Origin of the sequence: Spirosoma lacussanchae, from assembly GCF_005870035.1 — a bacterium.
GTDB lineage: Bacteria > Bacteroidota > Bacteroidia > Cytophagales > Spirosomataceae > Spirosoma > Spirosoma lacussanchae.
Window position 1 is genome coordinate 1,334,184 of record NZ_SWJG01000001.1, and the last position, 18,072, is coordinate 1,352,255.

At 55.4% G+C, this 18,072-nt stretch carries 12 protein-coding genes; 9 read left to right on the forward strand and 3 right to left on the reverse strand.

Going from position 1 to position 18,072, the window contains the following annotated elements; translation table 11 throughout:
- Positions 1–22 precede the first annotated feature (22 nt).
- Positions 23–1,366 (reverse strand): OmpA family protein, encoded by a 1,344-nt coding sequence (locus FBR45_RS05555; RefSeq protein ID WP_138500099.1) that lies wholly within the window; start codon positions 1,364–1,366, stop codon positions 23–25.
- A 253-nt stretch (positions 1,367–1,619) separates the two neighbouring features.
- On the opposite strand from FBR45_RS05555, the gene FBR45_RS05560 reads away from it, so the two are divergent.
- The 9 genes from FBR45_RS05560 (at position 1,620) to wrbA (ending at position 16,191) form a co-directional block, all read left to right on the forward strand.
- Positions 1,620–3,632, forward strand: a complete 2,013-nt coding sequence (locus FBR45_RS05560; RefSeq protein WP_246082117.1) for a sensor histidine kinase — start codon at positions 1,620–1,622, stop codon at positions 3,630–3,632.
- On the forward strand, positions 3,629–4,390 hold the full coding sequence (locus FBR45_RS05565; protein WP_138500101.1) for a LytR/AlgR family response regulator transcription factor: 762 nt from the start codon (positions 3,629–3,631) through the stop codon (positions 4,388–4,390). Before FBR45_RS05560 ends, FBR45_RS05565 begins: the two co-directional genes overlap by 4 nt.
- A gap of 240 nt (positions 4,391–4,630) precedes the next feature.
- Positions 4,631–7,030: a glycosyltransferase family 4 protein gene (locus FBR45_RS05570; protein WP_138500103.1), complete on the forward strand. Its 2,400-nt coding sequence runs from the start codon at positions 4,631–4,633 to the stop codon at positions 7,028–7,030.
- Between the two features lie 106 nt (positions 7,031–7,136).
- Positions 7,137–8,645: a glycoside hydrolase family 130 protein gene (locus FBR45_RS05575; RefSeq protein ID WP_138500105.1), complete on the forward strand. Its 1,509-nt coding sequence runs from the start codon at positions 7,137–7,139 to the stop codon at positions 8,643–8,645.
- A 539-nt stretch (positions 8,646–9,184) separates the two neighbouring features.
- Positions 9,185–12,448: a SusC/RagA family TonB-linked outer membrane protein gene (locus tag FBR45_RS05580; RefSeq protein WP_138500107.1), complete on the forward strand. Its 3,264-nt coding sequence runs from the start codon at positions 9,185–9,187 to the stop codon at positions 12,446–12,448.
- Positions 12,449–12,508: 60 nt separating this feature from the next.
- The gene (locus FBR45_RS05585) at positions 12,509–13,999 is read left to right on the forward strand and encodes a SusD/RagB family nutrient-binding outer membrane lipoprotein (protein ID WP_138500109.1); all 1,491 of its coding nucleotides are present in this window, start codon (positions 12,509–12,511) and stop codon (positions 13,997–13,999) included.
- A gap of 364 nt (positions 14,000–14,363) precedes the next feature.
- The gene (locus tag FBR45_RS05590) at positions 14,364–14,915 is read left to right on the forward strand and encodes a hypothetical protein (RefSeq protein ID WP_138500111.1); all 552 of its coding nucleotides are present in this window, start codon (positions 14,364–14,366) and stop codon (positions 14,913–14,915) included.
- Positions 14,916–15,025: 110 nt separating this feature from the next.
- The gene (locus tag FBR45_RS05595; protein WP_138500113.1) at positions 15,026–15,478 is read left to right on the forward strand and encodes a hypothetical protein; all 453 of its coding nucleotides are present in this window, start codon (positions 15,026–15,028) and stop codon (positions 15,476–15,478) included.
- Between the two features lie 101 nt (positions 15,479–15,579).
- Positions 15,580–16,191, forward strand: a complete 612-nt coding sequence (wrbA, locus tag FBR45_RS05600) for an NAD(P)H:quinone oxidoreductase (protein ID WP_138500115.1) — start codon at positions 15,580–15,582, stop codon at positions 16,189–16,191.
- Between the two features lie 51 nt (positions 16,192–16,242).
- On the opposite strand, the gene meaB is transcribed toward wrbA, so the two are convergent.
- Together meaB and FBR45_RS05610 are read right to left on the reverse strand one after the other, a co-directional pair.
- The gene (meaB, locus tag FBR45_RS05605) at positions 16,243–17,214 is read right to left on the reverse strand and encodes a methylmalonyl Co-A mutase-associated GTPase MeaB (protein ID WP_138500117.1); all 972 of its coding nucleotides are present in this window, start codon (positions 17,212–17,214) and stop codon (positions 16,243–16,245) included.
- A gap of 113 nt (positions 17,215–17,327) precedes the next feature.
- Entirely contained in the window at positions 17,328–18,029 is a 702-nt protein-coding gene (locus tag FBR45_RS05610; RefSeq protein ID WP_138500119.1) for a 2-C-methyl-D-erythritol 4-phosphate cytidylyltransferase, read from the reverse strand.
- Positions 18,030–18,072: the final 43 nt, after the last annotated feature.

The window sequence follows — 18,072 nt, forward strand, 5'->3', positions numbered from 1 at the left end:
ATACAGCTTGGTAGGCTCGGCTTTACAGTTTCAGGAATTCGACGCGCCGGTTGTTGGCTTTGCCTTCGGGCGTGGTGTTGGGGCCAACGGGCTGGCTTTCGCCTTTCCCATCGGTATCCAGGCGATTAACATCAACGCCGAACTCAGTGGCCAGCGCCGTTTTGACCGAAGCCGCCCGTCGTTTTGATAGGGCGAGATTGCTGGCGTCGTTGCCATCTGAATCAGTGTGGCCAACTATTTTGACGCGTATACCGGCATTCTCTTTCAGCACCTGCCCGATTTCTTTCAGTACACCATACGACTCCGGGCGGATTTTGTCGGAGTTAACATCGAACAGAATACCCGTTGTGCTGAATTTACCTTCCGTAATTAGTTTTGAGCGTGTATCGGGAGCACCCACGGCAACGCGCAGATTGCCGATATACCAGGCCTGGTTTTCGGTCGTAAAGAAACTGCGTTCCAGTACAAGCCGGTATGTTACGCTCGGGTCGAAGGCGCGTGGAATATCCCAGATTTTAACTTCGTTCAGGTAGACCCGAAGTCGGTTTTTCTGCCGCCAGACCGATAACCGGGCGGCTGGCTTCTCGCCACTGAGCCACTCTTTCTCGTAGTTTTCGTTGGTTACCCGAATCGTTTCGTCAGCATCCCAGGCCGTAACGCTGGTATACCCGCCACCCGGATGAATGTTGAGCTGTACGGTATTTTTTCGGTCTGCCGTAAGCAGATTTTTGGCTGCTTTCCCATCAACGAAGTTCAGCGCCGTGCCCAGGAGGTTGTTATCTAACCCGGGGGTGATGACCATGTCCATTTCCAGCGTAAAGTTTTCGGGTAGAGCCGCGAGAAATTCGGGGTAGAAGAGGCCGTTCTGCGTAACCGCCAGCCATTTTTCTGACCGCCCATCCAGGGTCACTACTTCACCGCTGGCGTTGGTATTCCATTTAGCCGGGTAGTCGCCAACCGCATCCTGACCGAAATCCTCTAGGGCCACTACTTTCTCGCCGGGAACAAAGTCGAATCGGCTGTAAGCTTTTAACGGGCGGGGGGTGCCCGTGTCTGCCGCTTCGCCTACCGGCGTGCCGGTGGGTTGCTGATTGGCGGGGCTGGCCGGTCCATCGGCCGTTTGTTGAGCGGTGTCATCGGCGGGTTGCTGTCCGCTGGCTTTCTTTTCCTTTTTTTTGAAGATGTTGCCAATGCCCTGCTCTACTTTATCGAGTCCCCGGTTTATACTCTGATCTACCTTATTATTGACCCGATACTCTACATTGCGTTCTACGGTTTGTTTCGGATCTGAGACGCGCACCTGAGCCTTGGCTGCCGCAGTAGCCATCAGTAAACAAGCCAGGGTTGGTAAAGCGATGTAATTCATACGCGGAGTGGTTGGTTGCTGCTTTGTGAACGTTAACGAAAGGTCCGCAGGAGGTTCCAGAATCGGACCGGGAAATTGACCAGTCTGGACTTTGGGTTTGTCAGCATCTTATATGAGTGAATACACGGACCAGGCGTGCATATGGGTCGAAACGCTTGGCTGGTAAACTGAAACGCACTGTCTGTTAGCCTGACTTTACTCAGTCGGGTGCTTTTCGTACTATTGTTTCACGGGACTTTGTCGTTGAAAACCTATGGTTCGCTGGCTACTCTTTTTGGGTATGATGCTGTCTGGCCGGTTAGGGGTGGCCAGCCATCTTGATACCATCCGGTTAAGCCAGCTGGACCGCGGGCCAATCTATCTGCGCGACCGGTCTGTACTGAGGAGTACAGACCGACAGGCAGGCTGGCTCTCGGTGTTTCGGCAGGCGGCAGGGGAGCGAGTCTCCTCGAACCTGCCCACCAACGGCCAGCAGGTCTACTGGCTTCGCCTGCTGGTACTGAACGATGCCGATACAAGCCGGACGCTCTATACCTACGCGGCTACCAGTCAGACCGTCGTTTGTTATCGGCTTATGCCCGACTCGGGGCGTCTGATCGATTCGCTGCGGTGCGGCACCATGGTTCCGCGCCAGGACTGGGCTACTCCCGACGATGACCAGTACATACCCCTCCGGTTCGGGGCCCGACAGACCACGGTTGTTCTGATCCGGGTCGCTAACCGCCCGGGCCTGCTACCGGCGCTGACCCATTCGGAACTGCCCCGCCCCTCGCTGGGATTGCGATTTGAATCAGAAGCATTTCATTTTCGGCAGGCCCTGTTTCAGTACAGGCGTAACCTGCCCGAACTGCAGTACCGGTCGTGGGTGCAGGGAGGGTTGTTGTTTTTCCTGTTGTTTGTAGTGCTGATCTACCTCTATTACCGTCGGCCGCTGTATGGCTATTACGCGCTGTACGTGCTGGCCGGTTGTTTGTACGCTTTACTGAAGACCCGAACGTATACACCCATTGGGCAGGTTTTTGCCACCATGCCCCTGCTTCGCTACCATGCAATGGAAAGTATCGTCTGGGTTGGCTGGGGCGCGTATATGTATTTCCTGGTCGAGCTGCTTGACCTGGCGCGGACGCATCCGGCAGCGGCCCGCCAGCTGCAGCAGTGGGGGCGGTTTGCTATTGCCTATAGCCTGTTGGCGGGGGGGCTGCTGCTGCTGACCAACGACGGTGGCCTTTATCAGCTGAGCTACTGGTTTTGCCGGTTGGTATTTGGGTCGGTACATGTGGCGGTGCTGGTCTGGATGCTCTGGCGGGTGCCCTCCGTACTGACGCGCTATGTGGTGGTAGGTAATGTACTGCTTACGGTCATTGGCGTACTGGCTTCTCTGCGGGCAGGCGAGATCATTCTGGTGGGTGAGTCGTTGCCGGGCTATGTAGATAATCTGTTGATGCTGCCCCTGGGAGTGTTGCTCGAAATCATCGTTTTTGCCCTGGCGCTGGCCCATCGTATCCGGATCATCGACCGCGAACGGCAGGCCAGTCAGGCGGCTTATATCGATGAAATCGAGCAGCGAACGGCCTATGAAAAACGACTGGCCGAAGTAGAAATGCTGGCCCTGCGCAGCCAGATGAACCCCCACTTCCTCTTCAACAGCCTGAACACCATCGAGTATTTTGTACTGAAGGGAGACGAAGCCAACGCCACCCGTTATCTGTCTAACTTCTCGCGGTTGCTGCGCCTGATTCTCAATCATTCCAACGAAGATACCGTCCGGCTGACTGAAGAGATAAGCGGACTACAGCTGTATCTTGAACTGGAAAGCAGTCGATTCGACGAAAACTTCCAGTATGTAATCGACATTGATCCGGCTATTGATCAGGATGCGGTGGTTGTTCCCCCGCTATTACTACAGCCTTTTGTAGAAAACGCAGTCTGGCATGGCCTGCAGCACAGTCATCGACCCGACAAATGTGTATGGCTGCGGGTGCTGATGCTCAACGAAGAAACCATTCAGTTTGAGATAGAAGATAATGGAATCGGGCGCGAGCAGTCGGCCCGGCTGAAAAGCCGCTCGGCCACCCGACAGAAATCGCTCGGGATGGCTATTACTCAGCAGCGGATCGACCTGTTCAACCGGAATTACCCTTCGCAACTCAACGTACAGCTGATCGACCTGGCCGATGGCGGTCGCTGCGGTACGCTGGTCCGAATTACTTACCAACTTCGGCTGACAAGCCCATCTCGGCCACAAACCAGTCACAATCAGTTATGAAAGCGATCCTGATCGACGACGAAAAGCACGCTACCGAGTTGCTCGACATGAAGCTACGCAAGCTCGACATGAATGTACAGGTAATGGCTAAGTTCAATCAGCCCGAAGCGGCTCTTGAGTTTATTCGGCATACGGCCTTCGATGTGCTGTTTCTGGATATTGAAATGCCGCGTATGAACGGCTTCAGCCTGCTTGAGCAAGTCGGTGATTTTCATTTCGATGTAATTTTCACAACAGCCTACGACCAGTATGCTATTCGGGCCTTTCGGTTCAGCGCCCTGAATTACCTGCTCAAACCCATCCAGGAAAACGAACTGCGCGAAGCCATCGGACTTTGGCAGCAGCGAAAAGTAAGGCAGTTGCAGCAAAGGCAGTATCAGCTGTTTCAGGAACACTACCAGCAGACACCAGCCAGCCCCGGCCGGACCCGGGTGGCGCTGCCAACGCAGGAAGGCCATGAGATCATCGACGTGAGCGATATTGTTCGTTGTACGGCCGATGCCAGCTATACGCATTTCTTTCTGCAGGATAACTCCAGCCTGCTCATTTGCCGAACGCTGAAAGAGGTAGGGCAGGCGCTGGAGCCCTGTGGCTTTGTTCGGGTACATCACTCGCACCTGATCAACCCGGCTTACCTGCGCAAGATCGTTCGGCAGGAGGGGGGGTATTTGCTCATGGCCGACGGAGCCCAGGTGCCGGTCAATAAGCCAAAACGGGATTATCTACTTGAGCTACTCGGCAGCATTGAGCGCCGATGATGAATAATTCATTTGTTACCGTTTTGGGAAATATTGTAAAACCAATAATAAATGCGGTAAATTGTATAGTATATAAAATAATATTTGTTTAAAGTGCGCTTTAGCCAAGGTATGATGCAAATATGTTTTGTTTCTCAAAACAAAAGACTGGCTCAATCGATTATTATTATAGTTATATAGATTCAATAGCGTTACCAGGCATGTCGCGGTTCTTTAGCGCGGCAAAACCTTTCAATAATTATGACGACTCCTACCAATCGCGTTTCGCCTGAGCAGGGCGGAACAGCAACGGCGGCATGGCCACATAATCCGAAAAACGTGGCTTTTGTTGGTGACTACCTGCCCCGTCAGTGTGGCATTGCCACATTCACGTCGGATCTGTATACGTCATATGCCCGATTTATTCCTGATGCCCGCCCTATCGTTGTATCCGTAAACGATACACCCGATGGCTATGACTACCCTACGGAGGTTCGTTACGATTTTTACCAGCATGATAAAGAAGCGTACCGGCGGGCAGCCGAGTTTCTCAATGCCAAAGATGTGGATGTGGTCTGTCTGCAGCATGAATACGGCATTTTTGGCGGACCAGCCGGCAGTTATATCCTGACGATGCTCCGGAATCTGTCGATGCCTGTTGTTACGACCTTCCATACCATCCTGAAAAACCCGAACGAAGATCAGCTGCTGGTGCTGAAAAGCATTGCCGATCTGTCGGCCCGGGTGGTTTGTATGTCGGAGAAAGGTCGTGATTTCCTGATCAATATTTACGAAATACCCGAAGAGAAAATCGACCTGATTCCGCACGGGATTCCGGATATGCCGTTTGTCGATCCGCACTTTTACAAGGATAAATTCGGCATGGAAGGCAAGCAAACCCTGCTTACGTTTGGTCTGCTGTCGCCCAACAAAGGCATCGAAAACGTGATTCGGGCGTTGCCGCGTATAGTGGAGAAGGTTCCGAACGCTGTTTATATGGTATTGGGCGCTACTCACCCGCACCTGATCAAACATGAAGGCGAAGCGTACCGCGACAGCCTGAAAAAACTGGCCGAAGATCTGGGTGTGCGTGACAACGTACGGTTCTACAACCAATTCGTTGAACTCGACGACCTGCTCGAGTACATCGGCTCGGCAGATATTTACATTACGCCCTACCTGAACCCGGCTCAGATTACGTCGGGTACGCTATCCTACGCATTTGGCTGCGGTAAAGCAGTCGTGTCGACGCCGTACTGGCATGCCGAAGAACTGCTGGCCGACGGCCGGGGCGTGCTGGTGCCGTTTGGCGATCACGATGCTATTGCCGATCAGATCATCAACCTGCTCACCGACGAGCCCATGCGGCACGCCATGCGGAAGCGGGGCTACCTGATGGGGCGCGAAATGATCTGGGAGCGGTCCATCCAGGCTTATGCCAACTCGTTTGCGCAGGCGCGTCAGGAACGCATGAGTACCATTGGCCGACTGGCACCGTATATGGGGAGCGCCAGTGGATTCGTGCTGCCCGCCATCCGGCTCGACCATCTGTACCGCCTGACCGACTCGACCGGTATCGTGCAGCACGCGCGGTATCACCTGCCGTTTTACGAAGAAGGCTACTGCACCGACGATAACGCCCGGGCGCTGATTCTGGCCATGACCCTGCGCGATGCGGGGCTGAGCGAACAGAAACTCGACAAGGCCGCCGACGACTACTGCGCGTTTCTCAACTACGCCTACACCGACGAACACCGCCGGTTCCGTAATTTCATGAGTTACGACCGACGCTGGCTCGAAGACGTCGGCTCGGACGACAGCACGGGCCGGGCCGTCTGGGCCCTGGGCACCTGCCTGGGTCGCGACGCCAACAAAAACACGGTAACCTGGGCCATTAACCTGATCGAGAAAGTTTTGCCCAGTATTGTTCATATGCCCTCGCCCCGGGCGTGGGCGTTCTCGCTGCTGGGTATCTACGAGTACCAGAAAAAATTCGGCGACGACCGGCTGGCCAAAACTATCCAGCAGCAACTGCTCGGCAAGCTGATGGACTTATACAACGCTACGGCAACGGAAGACTGGCCCTGGTTCGAGAACGTGCTCTCGTACGACAATGCGGTGCTGGCACACGTGCTGCTCCGCTCGGGCGATGAGAAGCTGGTTCAGATCGGGTTAAACTCGCTGCGGTGGCTGATCGAGCTGCAAACGGCCGGACCCCGTACGGCCGACTTCGGCAACCAGGCACCGGGTGTATCGACTCGCACCAATCCGGCATGGGGTAATTTCCAGCCCATCGGCTCGAACGGGTTCTACATCAAAGGACAGCCCCGCGCTTACTTCGACCAGCAGCCACTCGAAGCGCAGAGTACGGTATCGGCCTGCCTGGCGGCTTATGCCGTTACCGGCGACGAAGACTGGCACCGTACCGCCCTCCGGGTGTTCAAATGGTTTACCGGCCACAACGACCTGGGGTTGCCTTTATACGACGCGCAGACGGGCGGTTGCCGCGATGGCCTGCATATTGACCGGGTCAACCAGAACCAGGGTGCCGAAAGCACACTGTCGTATCTGCTGGCGCTGGCCGAGCTGCATAGCGTTCAGAAGCAACGGTCCGAAGCAAAATCGGTAAATCTGGCCGTTTCTGCGCTGGTGAATGGGTAATAACTTTAGTAGTTTTCAGTTTTCTGTATACGGTTTTGGGTGATGGCTGGCCAAATCGGACGAAATTTGCCGGAAACCGTATACAGACACTGAAAACTTTTTATAAATGAGCATAAAAGCAACCCGAACGGGTATTGTTCTCCGGCCGGACCCGACGCGTGTTTTGTTTCGTCCCTTTGAGCTGGGAAGTGCTACCCGCACGTTAAAGATCATTGCCCGCGTTGGGTCTATGACCGACGATGAAGTTGATCAGAAGCTCGACGAAGTCATTCGGGAGTTTGGCGGCCGACATTACAAGCTGGAACGGTTTTTACTACAGCGGTTTGAGCAGATCAGACCCCAGCTCCTGACCGACGAACCCCTGACGCAGGAGCGCAAACTGCTGCTGGGAGCCTATTTCACCATGGAGTATTCGCTGGAGTCGGCTGCCCTGTTCAACCCCTCCATGATCTGGCACCCCGACCAGACCAACGTGCCGCCTGGCTACAAACGGTTTATCCTGAGCCTGCGGGCTACCGGCGAGGGCCACGTATCTTCGATCTCGTTCCGGATGGGGTACATCGACGAGGAAAGCAATATCGTACTGCGGAAGCCATCCCGCTACGTCACCGCCCCCGATATCCTGTCTACCCAGCGGTTTAACCGGACGCAGTTTGAGCGCAAACTCTACGAACTGCGGCTCGAAAACAGCATTCAGGAAAAAATGATGATCGGCCTGGGCGAGGAGTTCAGCCTGACCGAACTCGACGCCCAGATCAAACGGATCCTGGCCCAGTACCGCTATAACGCCGAATACGAAACCATTGCGAGTGGTTTGCTGGCCCTGGCCAAGTCGAACTACGAAATCGATTTCGACGATGATCAGAGCCTCGATGAGCGCTGCATTTTTCCATCGTCGCCCAACGAGACCAACGGTATCGAAGACGCCCGCTTCGTGCAGTTTACCGACGATAACGGGGAGGTGACCTACTATGCTACCTATACGGCTTACAACGGCCGGGTTACGTTCCCGCAGCTGCTGGAAACCAAAGATTTTTCGCACTTCAGCGTCAGTACCCTCAACGGCGCCGAGGTATCGAACAAGGGTATGGCCTTGTTTCCCCGTAAAATTGACGGGCGCTACGTAATGATTTCGCGGCAGGATGGGGAGAATATCTACCTGATGTACTCGGACGACCTGTATTTCTGGCAAACCAAAGAACTCATTCTGAAGCCAACCTACCATTGGGAGTACGTGCAGCTGGGTAACTGCGGTTCGCCCATCGAAACCGAAGCGGGCTGGCTCGTACTGAGCCACGGCGTCGGGCCGATGCGTAAATACGCCATAGGCGCTTTCCTGCTCGATCTGAATGACCCCAGCAAAGTAATCGGGCGAACAACCGAGCCCATCCTGAGTCCCGACGAAAACGAACGCGAAGGCTATGTGCCCAACGTCGTATACAGCTGCGGGGGCGTTATCAACGGCGACAAACTAATTATTCCGTATGCTATGGCCGACTACGCCAGCAGTTTTGCCATGGTCAGCGTCAGTGAGCTACTGGCTGAACTGACCGGCCAGGCCAGCCCCACCCGAAACACGACGGCCCCCTCAGCCAGCCAGGAGGAAGTGGCCTGAACACCCGGGTCATCGGCTCCAACCGGTAGAATCAATACCATCCAGTACGCTGGTAAAAACCTGCCTCATGGCAGGTTTTTTTGTTGGGGCCCAGACAGCAGTCGCGCCAGGTTCGGCTGAATATTGAAGAAAAAACGCTACAGGTAGTGTACTGACTATCTGCACGGTTGCTTTTGGTTTACTCAGTGTATAGGGCCTAAAGTACTTAAGTAAATATGACTAATCTAATATTTTGTCAGTTTCCCGTATGATAGAAAAAGTTGATTTTTCGGCGAGATTAGGGCGGAAGTATAAACAGTTTGTCCGTCAGTGGATCAGCTTGTGAAGGGGGATAGAATTATGATTTCTTAACAAAAAATCGTTGGTTTTGAGATAGTTATAATTTGATAATATGAATATTCGCCCGGATGGTACTTTAGTATTCTAATAATTCTGTAAAAATTATAGACTACGAAATTTTGTTGTGACAACTATTTTGCACAATTTTGATATTAGAAAAAATGCTGATTCAGCGTTAACCTACACTTAAGATCACTTTTATGAGAAAATTTCTAGTGGTACAGTTCCTGCTGTGCTTGTTCTATCTACCGTCGATGGCGCAGGATATTGCCATCAGTGGAAAGGTAACGTCGTCAGAAGATGGGTCTGATCTTCCCGGCGTTAACGTAGCGGTGAAAGGCACATCGCGCGGCACCAGTACCGATGCGAGTGGTACATACCGACTCAACGTTCCAGCGGGTTCGACGCTGGTTTTTAGTTTTATTGGGTTTACGAGTAAAGAAGTAGCGGTAGGTAATCAAACTTCCATCAACGTAACACTAGTTTCAGACGCAGCCCAATTGCAGGAGGTTGTCGTTACAGCTCTGGGTATCAAGCGCGACGCTAAATCGGTTTCGTTCGCTACCCAGCAAATCACCCAGGATCAGCTTCAGGTGGTTCGGCAGGCGGATGCCGGTAACGCTCTGGCGGGTAAAGTAGCCGGTCTTCAGGTACTGAGCCAGGCCGGTTCCAAGCTGGGTTCGGGTGCCGTAGTTCGTATCCGTGGGGCGGCTTCGCTGGTCGATAAAAACCCGCTATACGTCGTAGACGGTACGCCCCTAACGGGCGATTCGGATACACCCCCCACGCTGGACATCAACCCCGACGATATTGAGAACATCTCGGTACTGAAAGGCCCCAACGCGACGGCCCTCTACGGCCAGCGGGGCGATGCCGGTGTGATCGTGATCACGACCAAAAAAGGACTGAATCGCAAAGGCATTGGTATCGACATCAACAGCACCACCACGTTTGACCGCGTGAACGTCATCCCGAAATACCAGAACCAGTACGGTGGCGGTGGATCGGCCGACTGGCGTACGTTTACCTGGGCTCCCGGCAACCCGGTTGAGTGGCAGGCACTGAACGGCAAGAAGTACCACGACTATTCGGATGACGCTTCGTGGGGTCCGCGCATCGATGGCAGCGAATACATCCCCTGGTACGCCTGGTATCCGGGTCATGCTTATTCGTTCCAAACGGCCGCTTTCACGCCCCAGCCCAACAACGTGCGCGACTATTATAACACGGGCCGGACGCTCAACAACGGCGTAAGCCTCCGCACGAGCGGCACGGGTTATAACCTGCGCCTGTCGTACAACAACCTCGACCAGACGGGTATCCTGCCTAACACGTCGCTGAAGCGGAATTACATCACCGCGGCTACGACCTTCGACCTGGGTACCAAACTGACGGCCGGTCTGAACATTAACTACACGACCGAACGGCTGGGTGGCGAGTTTGACGATGCCTACTCCAACCTGTCGGGTTCGGGTTCGTTCAACCAGTGGTTCCACCGCGATCTGGACATGAGCAAACTCCGCGAGCTGCGCGCCCTGCGTACGCCTACCGGTGCGCTGGCCAGCTGGAACCACACCAACCCAACCACAACGACCAACTTCCAGACGCCCGCCTTCAACCGCGGTAACTACTGGTACAACTGGTACTCGTACCTCGACAACATCGACTACCAGACCAACCGCGACCGGATTTTCGGGGATGTGAACCTGACCTACAAGATCAACGATAAGTTCCGGGTACAGGGTTGGTTGCGCCGGAACCAGCGGAACACGAACTACGAGAACAAAACGCCGAATATTCTGGAGACCAGCGCGTCGCAGACGGGTCTGAAAGCCGAATACGCCACCGGTCAGATCACCGACCGCGAAGACAACTACGAGTTCCTGGCTACCTACGACGATAGCTTCGGCGAAGACTTCACGCTGAACGCCAACGTTGGGGGTAACATCCGGGATAACCGCTATACGCGCGTTGACCTGGCTACCACGGGTGGTCTGTTCGTACCGGATCTCTTTACGATCGGTAACTCGATCGGCTCGTTCAGCCAGACCAACAACCGTTTCAGCAAAACCGTGCGCAGCCTTTACGCCCGTGCATCGCTGGGCTGGCGTGACCTGGTGTTCCTGGAAGTAACGGGTCGTAACGACTGGAGTTCGGCCCTGCCTGCCAACAACAACTCGTACTTCTACCCATCGGTAGGCGGTAGCTTCGTGTTCTCGGAGCTGACCCGCAACGCGCTGCCGTTCCTGTCGTTCGGTAAACTGCGCGGTAGCTGGGCGCAGGTCGGTTCTGACCTGAACCCGTACCAGCTGGCTCTGACCTATCAGGTAAACCAGTTCAAGTACAATAACACGAACAGCCTGATTACCACCCCGAACCTGCTGACCAACGCCAACATCGTTCCGTCGCTGTCGTCGGCGTTCGAAGCCGGGGTCGATCTGCGCTTTCTGAAGAACCGGGCCGGTCTGGCGTTTACGTACTACCGGGAGAACAAGATCAACGAGATCCTGAACGTAGACGTAACAACCGTCAGCGGCTTTACCCAGCAGGTTATCAACGCCGGCCGGATCGAGCGTGACGGGATCGAAATTCAGCTGGATGGTAAGCCCATCGTGGGTAAGGACTTCAACTGGGATATTACCCTGAACTTCGCCCGCAACAACTCGCGGATCATCAGCCTGGCACCGGGTATCAACTCGATTCAGGCTACCTCGTCGACGGCGTTCGGCGCTACGGGTCAGTCGTTCTCGACCAATGACCAGTTCGGTTACTCGTACGTGATTCACTCGACCGGTGTCGACAACGGTGGCAACAACCGCTGGGGTCAGCTGCGCGGCAATGGTATCGTCTACCAGAACGGCCAGCCAGTACTGAACGAAGACGGTACTTATGTATTCGCACCGAACCAGTATTTTGGCTCGGTACTGCCCGATTTCACGGGTGGTCTGGTGAACACGCTGCGGTACCGGGATTTCTCACTGGGTCTGAGCCTTGACTTCCAGCGCGGTGGTAAATACTTCTCGCTGTCGAACTTCTGGGGTACCTACTCGGGTCTGTACGCCGAAACGGCCGCTACCAATGACAAAGGCATGAACGTTCGGGACGACGTAGCCAATGGCGGTGGCGTTCGGGTACAGGGCGTGAGCGAAACCGGCGAGGCTATCGATACCTACGTACCGGCTTACGATTACTACCATCAGTTTGGTAACAACAGCATCATCGATAACTCGGTATTCGATGCGTCGTACATCAAACTGCGGGAGGTGAGCTTTGGCTATACCCTGCCGATCAAACCGAACAAATACATTCAGGGCGTGAACCTGAGCGTAGTAGCTCGTAACCCCTGGCTGATCTACGCTTCTAACCCGAACATCGATCCGTCGGAGCTGGCACAGCGCTTCGGCGAAAACGGCCAGCAGCCGGGCACCCGCTCGCTGGGCTTCAACGTTCGTTTAAGTTTCTAAGAGCCATGTACCCACGCGACCCGCGCTGCGGGGTGGGTCGCGTACTCAATTCAAACACAAATGACTACCGTTAAAAATAGATTCCTGACGCTCGGTCTGCTAACCGGACTGGGCCTGATGGCGAGCTGCAGCGACTTTGGTGATCAGAACATAAACCCGAACGCTGCCGTAACGCCGGTAACCTCGGCGCTGCTGACCGAAGCCATGCTCGGTGTACCGCCAACCACGGCAACCGGCGCTTTGCTGGAAGGTATTGCTGGCCGACTGACCACGCTGGCGCCTGAGCCGCGTTTGTTCGTGCAGTACTGGTCGGAGAGCCAGTATCCCGAAAATTCGCTATATGCGACCACGTTTGCCGACTGGAACCGCTACTATGCCGTAACCCTGCAGGATCTGCAGACCATCATCGACTACAATACCGATGAGTCGACCAGAGCCTATGTTGCGCAGTTTGGTTCGAACAACAACCAGCTGGCTACGGCCCGGATTCTGAAAGCGTATGTGTTCTCGGTGGTAACCGACCGCTGGGGCGATGTGCCTTACTTCAACGCGCTCAAGAAGCAGACGCAGGTCGAATATGACCCACAGCAGGCGATCTATGCCGATCTGTTCAAAGAGCTGAAAGAAGCCAGTGCACAGTTCGACAACGGCCGGGCGTTCGACGGCGATATCCTGTTTGCGGGTAACGCTACCAAGTGGAAGAAGTTTGCCAACTCGCTGCGGATGATCCTGGCGCTGCGCCTGACCAAAGTAGACCCTGCCACGGGCCGTACGGAGTTCACGGCTGCCTACAATGATGCGGCTGGCTACATCAGCACCAACGCCGACAACGCAACCATTCGGTATACGGACGTGAATCAGTTCCGGAATCCGGACAATGCTCTGTTTGATGGTCGTAGCGACTACGGTGTGAGCGATGTGCTGGTCAACAAGCTGGAAAGCCTGAACGATCCGCGTCTGCCGGCTTACGCTACCCCAACCAGCACCGGCGACTTTGTGGGCCTTCCCTATGGACTGACCCGCGACCTGCTCATCGATTATACGAACGATAATCCTGAGTATGCCCTGCCCAGCGCAAAAGTGCTGGCCAAGACGCAGCCCAGCTACATCATTACGGCGTCTCAGATGCTACTGGCCAAAGCTGAGGCATCGGTCCTCGGCTGGATTTCTGCCGATGCGAGAACTGCTTACAATGACGCGATTCGTGCGTCGTGGGAGCAGTGGGGAGTTTACGATGCCGCTAAATTCACGGCCTACATTGCCAGCCCGAACGTAGCGCCTACCGCTGGCGACATCCTGGCAAAAATTGGTGATCAGCGCTGGATCGCGTTGTATCCGAACGGATCGGAAGCCTGGACCGAATGGCGTCGGACGGGGTACCCGAATCTGCAGCCTACCCCCTATGCGGTAAACGAAAGCAAGCAGATTCCGCGCCGGTACGGGTATCCGAACACGGAGCCAACGCTGAACACCGCTGCGTACGAAGCGGCCGTAGGCCGTTTGTCGAACGGCGACAGAACCAGTTCGCGCGTGTGGTGGGATAAACCCTGATCCAGACGGACAAATACCGGAAAATCAAAAAAGCGGGTCGACAATGTCGGCCCGCTTTCGGTATTACGCTTTATCCAACTATTAAACTCTTTTATATCGAAGACTGCCCAAAACGTATGTAAAAGGCAGCCATATAGTCTGTATAATATAGACCCTGAAAAGGGGTATTTAGTTGCAGCCATGTAAAGATTTTTGCTGGCTTACACATACAAATGTATACACTCAAATGAACCTTCGGACATAATGTATATTTATCGGTACAAATATTGATTTTTCGGTAGGTTGGGCTGATGGGCTGTAACAGGGGCGGGATAACCTTTTGCCAAAAATCCAGTTATTCTATGTATTGAATAAGCCCAACGCTATGAAAGACGAAAAGGACGTAAAGCGCGACGACGCGCAGATAATTGGCCGCACAGAAGGCCCTTTTGGCTCGGATGGCGCTGATGCTGATGTCTATAAACAGGATAATAAGCACCGGCCGGAAACCGAAAATTCACCCAATGGTCTCGACAGCGAACAGGTTCGGGGCGGTCAGGATGGCCGTAACAACCGCGCTATGGGCAGCACCGACATGGACAGCGAAAATGGCGTTCTACGTATGGGCGACATGGACAATAGTACCATGGAAGTGACCGAAGAGGGCGCCCAGAACGCAGCTGCTGGTGCCGACAAAACCAATACGGCCATGGTCGACGTAACGACCCACGGTCCCGATGATTACGCATCGGCCGACCGTGTTGGCGCTCCCAACGCCCAGAAAGCCGCCAAAGCCCAGCAGGAGTCTGGCGGGGGCGAGGACGACGATACGGAAGCCGATGATAGCGACACAAACGATACGGACGAAACCGATCAGTCGCGCGAGGAAGAAGTAGCCGAAACAGGTACCGATCTCAACAATCAGCCTACTTATTAACCGGGTTATGGCCGGTACTGCCTGCCCTTGTCGGAGAAGTCTCTGGTGAGTTCGAATGCACCGGCTATAAACCACTTTATATTCCGTTAACCGATAAACCAACCAACGTTATGAGCGTAAGTAGCAATTCCCGCAAAGAAAGCACCGAGTCCAACGCGGCCAAGCAAATGCGCAGCACCATGGGTATTCATCCCGAACTGGCGCAACTCAACGATAAGAATCTGGACAGCGAACTGCCCTCGCGCGTCGCTGAAATCAGGGATACCGACGTGCCGGGGGATGTGACCCAGGCGGCTGCCCTGGCCAGCGACGACGAAAACGACGATATGTCGGCCGAGCGCATCGATGAGTCGAAGCGGGCCTCGTGGGGGCAGGAGCCGCTACCCATGGACGCCGAAGACGCATCGACGGACGAAGACGAACCCATGACGGCTTACCAGAACCCGGACGCCCTCTCTACCGATGAGAAAGTGGCCGATGCTGACTGGAACCGCAGCACGCAGGAAGGCGCTATCCCGGCCACCCGGGCCAACGAGCCAGACCGTACGCTGGGTAACTCCTAAGCTGTAGACAAGCCCCTGACCGGTTCATCAATCTGAACTGGTCAGGGGTTTTCTTGTAGTTCTTTTCGTGTATATACACTTATCTTATCCAGCAACGGATCATGACGAAAATTGCAATTATTTACTACAGTGCCACGGGTACTACCTACAAAATAGCCCGTGCCATCGAAGAAGGAGCCAAGCAGGCTGGCGCCGAGGTGCGGGTGCTGAAAGTAAAAGAACTGGCTCCCGAAGAAGCCATTGCATCGAACGAAGGCTGGTCGAGTCACCGGCTCGAAACCCAGGATGTGCCCGAAGCTACGCTGGATGATCTGGAATGGGCCGATGCCATCATCCTGGGAGCTCCCACGCGCTACGGCATGCCGGCCGCTCAGCTCAAGCAGTTCATTGATACAACCGGTCCGCTCTGGGGACAGGGCAAGCTCGTGAACAAAATTGGGTCGTCCTTCACCAGCGCGGCTACAGCCCACGGTGGCCATGAGTCGACGCTACTGAGTCTGAATAACACCTTTTACCACTGGGGCAGTATCATTGTTGGCCCGGGCTACGCTGATCCGATCCAGTTCCAGTCGGGCAACCCCTATGGTACCTCGCATACGAGCCAGAACGGTACGGTGCCACCCAACGAGGTTGCCCTGGATGCGGCCCGGTTTCAGGGTAAGCGCGTAGCCGAGGTGACGGCTACTTTTGTTGGGCAGCCGCAACACGCGTAAGCTTTTTCTTCTATCCCCCATCCGAAGCCACTGCGTTGAGCAGTGGCTTTTTTAGTGCAGAAGCTGGTCGATGGCGGGGCCGGGGAGGAGGGTGCCAGTCCGAACCTGCTCTTCGATATGGGCTAACCGCTCGCGAATACCGGGCTGCTCGTAGAACATACCCTCGAGTCGTTGCCGCAGCAGGGCTCTGAACCAGGTAAGCTGCTGCTCCTGCCGACGCTGGTTGCGGTAGCCGTTGGCCGTTGTCAGTTGCTGCTGATCCCGGATTGTTTGCCAGACCGTATCTACGCCTTCGCCGGTGAGGGCTGAGCCGGTCAGAACGGGCGGAAACCAGCCGGTGCCGGTAGGCGGAAACAGGTGCAGCGCGTTCTGGTACTCGACCCGCGCCCGGTCGGCCGCGGCCCGGTTGTCGCCATCGGCTTTGGTAATACAGAGCGCGTCGGCCAGCTCCATGATGCCACGTTTCATGCCCTGCAACTCATCTCCGGCACCCGCCAGCATGAGCAGCATGAAAAAATCGACCATGCCGTGCACCACCGTTTCGGACTGGCCTACACCCACCGTTTCGACCAGAACGACATCGTAGCCAGCGGCTTCGCAGAGCAGCATGGTTTCGCGCGTACGGTGCGACACGCCCCCCAGCGAATCACCGGCCGGGGAGGGGCGGATGTAGGCGTTTGGGTCCATCGACAGTGTCTCCATCCGGGTTTTATCGCCGAGCAGGCTACCGCCCGACCGCTGGCTGGTGGGGTCTACGGCCAGCACGGCCAGCCGATGACCCTGCCCGGTCAGGTAGCGGCCGAAGGCTTCGATAAACGTACTTTTTCCAACCCCCGGAACCCCCGTAATACCGACTCGGATGCTGTTTCCGGTGTTGGGCAACACCCCTTCCAGTACCTGTTGCGCCAATAGCTGATCGTCTGACCGCTGGCTCTCGACGAGGGTAATGGCGCGGCTAAGCGTAAGCCGGTCGCCGTTCAGGATACCGTTGATGTAGTAATCGGGCGGAAAGCGGTGACGCATGGAAGCGGGTTAATCAACTGATCGGATCAGCAAGTTACGGAATCTAGTACTGGAAACTGGCGCTGCCGCCCACTCGGCCCCGGCGGGGCGATATGAATAAAATACCTGGCTAACTAACCCCGGTACCCCAGATCGTCGGGGGTCGTGATCTTGATGTTTTCGTAGGCGCCGTCGATCAGCGCGATGGGGAAACCGGCATGTTCGAGCACACTGGCGCAGTCGGTGAAGTGAGGCTGCTCATCGGTCGCGAACGCCTGCCGGAACCAGTCGAGCCGAAACGTCTGTGGCGTCTGCACGAGCCGGACACTGGCCCGGTCAATTGCCCGGCTCATGCCGTCGGTCCCGACAATCCGAACGGAATCCTTGGCCGGTACGCAGGTCACCGCCGAGCCCAGGCGGGCAGCCGTCTCGAAGCTGCTGCGAATGATGTCGGGTGCAATGAATGGCCGAACCCCATCGTGTACCGCCACAACGCCACCGTCGACCGACAGAGGAATGGCCTGCAGGCCGTTGCGCACCGACTGAAAGCGCGAGGCTCCGCCGTCGATCAACCGCACCGGTGCCTGAAAGCCGTACTGCCCGCACAGCGACAACCAGGTCTGGCGTTCGCGGGCGGGCAGTACGAGTATGATCTGTTCGGCGGGCAGTACCGCCAGAAACTGGTCCAGTGTATGTTGCAGGATCGGCTTGCCGTTCAGCAGCAGAAACTGCTTGGGTATGTCCGATTTCATCCGGCTACCGCTGCCACCGGCAACGATAATGGCAAAATAGGCCGGGCTGGCCGGGGAGGAGGTCGGTTGGTCGTGGGTTGTCATGCGAAGGATAAACTAACGCAAAACTACAAACGACAACCCACTA

Bases quoted from the DNA above. Each gene is read 5' to 3' on its own strand.
- FBR45_RS05570 (WP_138500103.1), top strand. From the start codon at position 4,631: ATGACGACTCCTACCAATCGCGTTTCGCCTGAGCAGGGCGGAACAGCA.
- FBR45_RS05555 (WP_138500099.1), bottom strand. From the start codon at position 1,366: ATGAATTACATCGCTTTACCAACCCTGGCTTGTTTACTGATGGCTACT.
- FBR45_RS05575 (WP_138500105.1), top strand. From the start codon at position 7,137: ATGAGCATAAAAGCAACCCGAACGGGTATTGTTCTCCGGCCGGACCCG.
- wrbA (WP_138500115.1), top strand. From the start codon at position 15,580: ATGACGAAAATTGCAATTATTTACTACAGTGCCACGGGTACTACCTAC.
- FBR45_RS05580 (WP_138500107.1), top strand. From the start codon at position 9,185: ATGAGAAAATTTCTAGTGGTACAGTTCCTGCTGTGCTTGTTCTATCTA.
- FBR45_RS05595 (WP_138500113.1), top strand. From the start codon at position 15,026: ATGAGCGTAAGTAGCAATTCCCGCAAAGAAAGCACCGAGTCCAACGCG.
- FBR45_RS05565 (WP_138500101.1), top strand. From the start codon at position 3,629: ATGAAAGCGATCCTGATCGACGACGAAAAGCACGCTACCGAGTTGCTC.
- FBR45_RS05610 (WP_138500119.1), bottom strand. From the start codon at position 18,029: ATGACAACCCACGACCAACCGACCTCCTCCCCGGCCAGCCCGGCCTAT.
- meaB (WP_138500117.1), bottom strand. From the start codon at position 17,214: ATGCGTCACCGCTTTCCGCCCGATTACTACATCAACGGTATCCTGAAC.
- FBR45_RS05585 (WP_138500109.1), top strand. From the start codon at position 12,509: ATGACTACCGTTAAAAATAGATTCCTGACGCTCGGTCTGCTAACCGGA.
- FBR45_RS05590 (WP_138500111.1), top strand. From the start codon at position 14,364: ATGAAAGACGAAAAGGACGTAAAGCGCGACGACGCGCAGATAATTGGC.
- FBR45_RS05560 (WP_246082117.1), top strand. From the start codon at position 1,620: ATGGTTCGCTGGCTACTCTTTTTGGGTATGATGCTGTCTGGCCGGTTA.